At 42.5% G+C, this 3,767-nt stretch carries 7 protein-coding genes and 1 pseudogene; 3 read left to right on the plus strand and 5 right to left on the minus strand.

Going from position 1 to position 3,767, the window contains the following annotated elements:
* The 5 genes and pseudogenes from A142_RS11360 to A142_RS11380 form a co-directional block, all read right to left on the minus strand.
* A pseudogene (locus A142_RS11360) lies at nucleotides 1–609 on the minus strand (hypothetical protein); the annotation flags it as partial.
* Nucleotides 610–627: 18 nt separating this feature from the next.
* Nucleotides 628–819, minus strand: a complete 192-nt coding sequence (locus tag A142_RS11365) for a hypothetical protein (protein WP_019825622.1) — start codon at nucleotides 817–819, stop codon at nucleotides 628–630.
* 1 nt (nucleotide 820) lies between these two features.
* The gene (locus tag A142_RS11370) at nucleotides 821–1,015 is read right to left on the minus strand and encodes a hypothetical protein (protein WP_019825624.1); all 195 of its coding nucleotides are present in this window, start codon (nucleotides 1,013–1,015) and stop codon (nucleotides 821–823) included.
* Nucleotides 1,016–1,017: 2 nt separating this feature from the next.
* Nucleotides 1,018–1,212, minus strand: coding sequence for a hypothetical protein (locus tag A142_RS11375; RefSeq protein WP_019825626.1), 195 nt, complete (start codon nucleotides 1,210–1,212; stop codon nucleotides 1,018–1,020).
* Between the two features lie 11 nt (nucleotides 1,213–1,223).
* Nucleotides 1,224–1,478 (minus strand): pyocin activator PrtN family protein, encoded by a 255-nt coding sequence (locus A142_RS11380; RefSeq protein WP_019825628.1) that lies wholly within the window; start codon nucleotides 1,476–1,478, stop codon nucleotides 1,224–1,226.
* Nucleotides 1,479–1,618: 140 nt separating this feature from the next.
* Here A142_RS11380 and A142_RS11385 point away from each other — a divergent pair, with 140 nt between their 5' ends.
* From A142_RS11385 to A142_RS11395, 3 genes are all read left to right on the plus strand, one after another.
* Nucleotides 1,619–2,230 (plus strand): S24 family peptidase, encoded by a 612-nt coding sequence (locus A142_RS11385; protein WP_019825630.1) that lies wholly within the window; start codon nucleotides 1,619–1,621, stop codon nucleotides 2,228–2,230.
* Nucleotides 2,231–2,670: 440 nt separating this feature from the next.
* Nucleotides 2,671–3,129, plus strand: a complete 459-nt coding sequence (gene zur, locus A142_RS11390) for a zinc uptake transcriptional repressor Zur (RefSeq protein ID WP_019825632.1) — start codon at nucleotides 2,671–2,673, stop codon at nucleotides 3,127–3,129.
* A 17-nt stretch (nucleotides 3,130–3,146) separates the two neighbouring features.
* The gene (locus A142_RS11395) at nucleotides 3,147–3,608 is read left to right on the plus strand and encodes a chemotaxis protein CheX (RefSeq protein WP_017059940.1); all 462 of its coding nucleotides are present in this window, start codon (nucleotides 3,147–3,149) and stop codon (nucleotides 3,606–3,608) included.
* The last annotated feature ends 159 nt before the right edge of the window (nucleotides 3,609–3,767 follow it).

Genomic DNA, 3,767 nt, shown 5'->3' on the forward strand with positions numbered 1-3,767 from the left:
GCTTGGGTGGTAAGTGACTTGCAATTTCACCTGTTGAGCCCACTCTCGCTTAAGTAAGTAAGCTCGACTTTGCCCTTTGGGGATGTAATCAAGACGATTTCGGTCTTTATCTCGCACCCATCCGACTTGTGGCGCGTTTTGTTCAATTCCGTAGTGCTGTGACTCAACATGAACACTTTGGCTTTTTGAGCGCGGTTTTAGGCGGCGTGAGCGGGTAGTAAAGCGATCCAAGTGGCGCCTTTTGCCGTGTCGGACTTTGCCGCCCTTTGACAAGCCTAGTGTTTCCACGCCTACGGCGTGCGCTCCGCGCTTAGTTTTCTTGAAATATTCAGGGGTGATTAACGTTAGTTTCCCGTCTTGAACTAACTGCCAAGTTTCCGCTGGTTCTCTCGTTCTATGAAAGTGAACTTGCTCCATTGCATGCAGCTTGTTTTGCTCACTTTCCATCCAATCAGAATTTGGAGCACTAAAAAAACCGCTCTCGATAGCGGCTATATTTTTTTCAGTTGTCGCAACATCTTGCGCCAAGGCAGTTACATAGCCCACATCATGTGGGCTCAAGATATTCGTTATTTCACGATCGCCTTGCGGCTCATATAAGTGATTCATTCTGTCACCAGTGACGGGTTATAAATGCTCTAAAGAAACGTACTTGCCTGACTTGGTATCTCGGAGGGTATTGAAAGTGAAATGACGAAACTCACAACATGCTTTTGCCAACATGTGAAACTCGCTTTCTCTATCTTCTGGAACCCATAACGTGATCTTCTTAAGTCCTTGTTCTTTCTTAGCTGCTTCATACTTCGCGTTACGACTCATATCACCACCCTGCACATGCACTTTCAGTGCACTGGTAATTCATCGGTCTTGGTTTTCTTTTGACGGGCTTCTTGATTCCATGTTTCTCACGCAGCTTTTGAAGAAACACCTGAGAACGCTGCAATTTTTTAGGGTCTGGGTTTTCCATGCCTGCCATATCTGGACAAGGTAGGTGGATAGGATCAGATACCTGCATGTCTATTCCTCCAAGCTTTCCAATAAAGTTGCTGCTTCGACCAACTGCTTATAAATCGGGTGTAGAAACTCGAACTCAGGTGATGACGGGCTTAACCAAGACAAACGGCCTTTAACTATCATTAAAAGCTCCTTGGCTTCACTCGAATGAGAAAGGTCTACGTTAATGCTGTGAATCGGTGTCGTTACATTATTCATATCTAACCCTCTTACCCGTTTACTGAAAGCCAATCTAGCTTGGCTTCCGAGTGACGTTTATCGATGTAGGCTGCTAGGTCTTCTATCTTGATTAACGATGGGCTGCGTTCTGAATCGCGCAACTTGAAAGTAGGAACAGGAAAATCACAAGCTTTCGCTCTTTGCTCAGCTGTTCGTGAAGTAATTCCAAAGAACTCTTGGCTGACTTGTTTCAACTCGACCGTTGGGTTTCCGAAACGGGCTAATAACGCAAAGTTTGTATTCATAGCTCACCTATTAATCTATTATCTAAGCAACAAAATGAGACTCTAAGCGATTCAAAACCGTCCTAATCGTCCCTAAAGCGATTGAATAACATTAACGATGGGACGCTATTGCAACGCTTTTATTTTAATAGAGGTGCCCTTTGAAAACTATTGATGAACAAATCACAGAACTTAAACAGCTAACCAAAACAGCAAAAATCACTGATTTATCAAAGGCTTTAGGTGTATCACCATCGACAGTTCGGACATGGCGATCACGCGAAAAAATACCTGAAAATATTTTTTTAAAAGCTGAAGAAATAGCACAAGATCGAGACGGTTTTGGGACGCCAAAAGGATATGTAACTCTAAATTTTTACGATGTGGAAGTTAGTGCAGGACATGGCGCACTTGTAGAAAGGGATGAGGAATCGACGGAAATTGTCTTTAGTGAGAAATTCATTAGCAAAAGTATTGGTGTAAACCCTAATGAAGTTTTCTTAATGCCAGTTAGAGGCGACAGCATGGCTCCAACGTTAAAGAACCAAGCACTGGTTATGGTTCATAAAGTTGACGAGTTTTCTGGAGATGGAGTTTACGTTTTTCGTTTCGATGGTCAGTTGATGGTTAAGAGACTCCAGTTCATGCCAAAAATAATCAAAGTGGTTAGCGATAACCCTACATACGAAAACTGGGAATTACTCAAAGATGATCTTAAAAATGAAGATTTTCAGATTATTGGCGAAGTAGTTTGGTCAGGACAGAGAATGTAACGCATAGAAGTATTTATTGAGTGCGGTACTCCTATAGTCCCCCTCAAACTCGCGCAGCTCTTGCTAGGGCTGCTTAATCAATCCAATCGAGCATTGGAGCGACAGACAATCTACATGAATGTGTCATGGTAAAGTACCCTGGTAGCGAGTCAAAAAAATATGCTGGAATACCCAGCAAAAGCAAGGTCGGCTATTGTAAATGCTATGCCCTGTTTGTGCTATATGAACTTTGCCTCACATTTTTTTATAAACCCATTCACCAGATCTCTAATTCAGCCTCATTAATCAGTTATGCCTTGAGTCACACTGTCATTTTGAGTTACCTTGTCTTATTCAAAGTCGTGGGTCACAATACGCTCTGTACCTGACTTTAATAGAAATCATTGGCCCCCAAAACGTAGTAACCTAGAAATAGGGTTTAATTAGGGATGGCCGATTGAATGGTGAAAAATTTGGACCACACATTAATAGAGCAAGTTGAAGGGATATGCGCATCTCGAGGCGTTAGATTAACACCTCAGAGAAAGCGAGTGTTTGAGCTCATTTTCTCTAATAAAAAAGCCTCCAGTGCTTATGAATTATTAGAGCAGTTGAAAGTCAGTGAACCGCAAGCCAAGCCTCCTACAGTTTATCGTGCTTTGGATTTCTTGTTGGAACAAGGTTTCATTCACCGAGTTGAATCAACCAATAGCTTCATATGTTGCTGTTCTTGCAATGCAAACAAACATTTCTCCCAACTACTGATCTGCGATAAATGTGGCACTGTGATAGAATTGCAAGACGATCCGCTTGTCACTCTACTCGCTAGTAACGCTGAGAAGCATGGCTTTCAATTGACCAATCATGTCATTGAATCACATGGCATTTGCCAAAGCTGCTCCTCTGAGATGAAAGAATAATATTATAGAAGAACATTATGCGCGCTGAATTTGTAAACCCGTTTTTAGCTTCTTTGATGAACGTATTAAAAACGATGGCTTCTCTAGAATTGAAGCCACAAAAACCAAGAGTGAAGAAAGATGAAATCGCTCGTGGTGATGTATCTGGCCTGATTGGTATGGTGGGTACACAGTCTCGTGGTTCGATGTCGATCACCTTTGATGAAGGTCTCGCTCTCGAAATCATGGAAAACATGCTAGGTGAACGACCAAACGGCCTAAACGAAGAAGTAACCGATATGGTGGGTGAAATCACTAACATGGTGACGGGCGGTGCAAAACGTATTCTTGCAGAAAGCGGCTTTGACTTCGACATGGCAACGCCAATCGTGGTTTCAGGTAAAGGCCACACTATTCGTCACAAGTGTGACGGGGCAATCATCATCATGCCTTTCTCATCTCAATGGGGTAATGCCTTCATCGAGATCTGTTTCGAATAGAAATAGTCACTGCAAATATTTAGAAGGCTAACGCCGTATTTAAGAGGCTGGCGTCGATACGTCAGCCTTTTTTATTACCTGCGATTTAACCATTGCATACTCTACAGATACAAAAACGCCAACCCTAAGGTTTAATGCCGATCGTTTAAGAAGACTTGA

This window comes from Vibrio splendidus 12E03, from assembly GCF_000272105.2.
GTDB lineage: Bacteria > Pseudomonadota > Gammaproteobacteria > Enterobacterales > Vibrionaceae > Vibrio > Vibrio splendidus_I.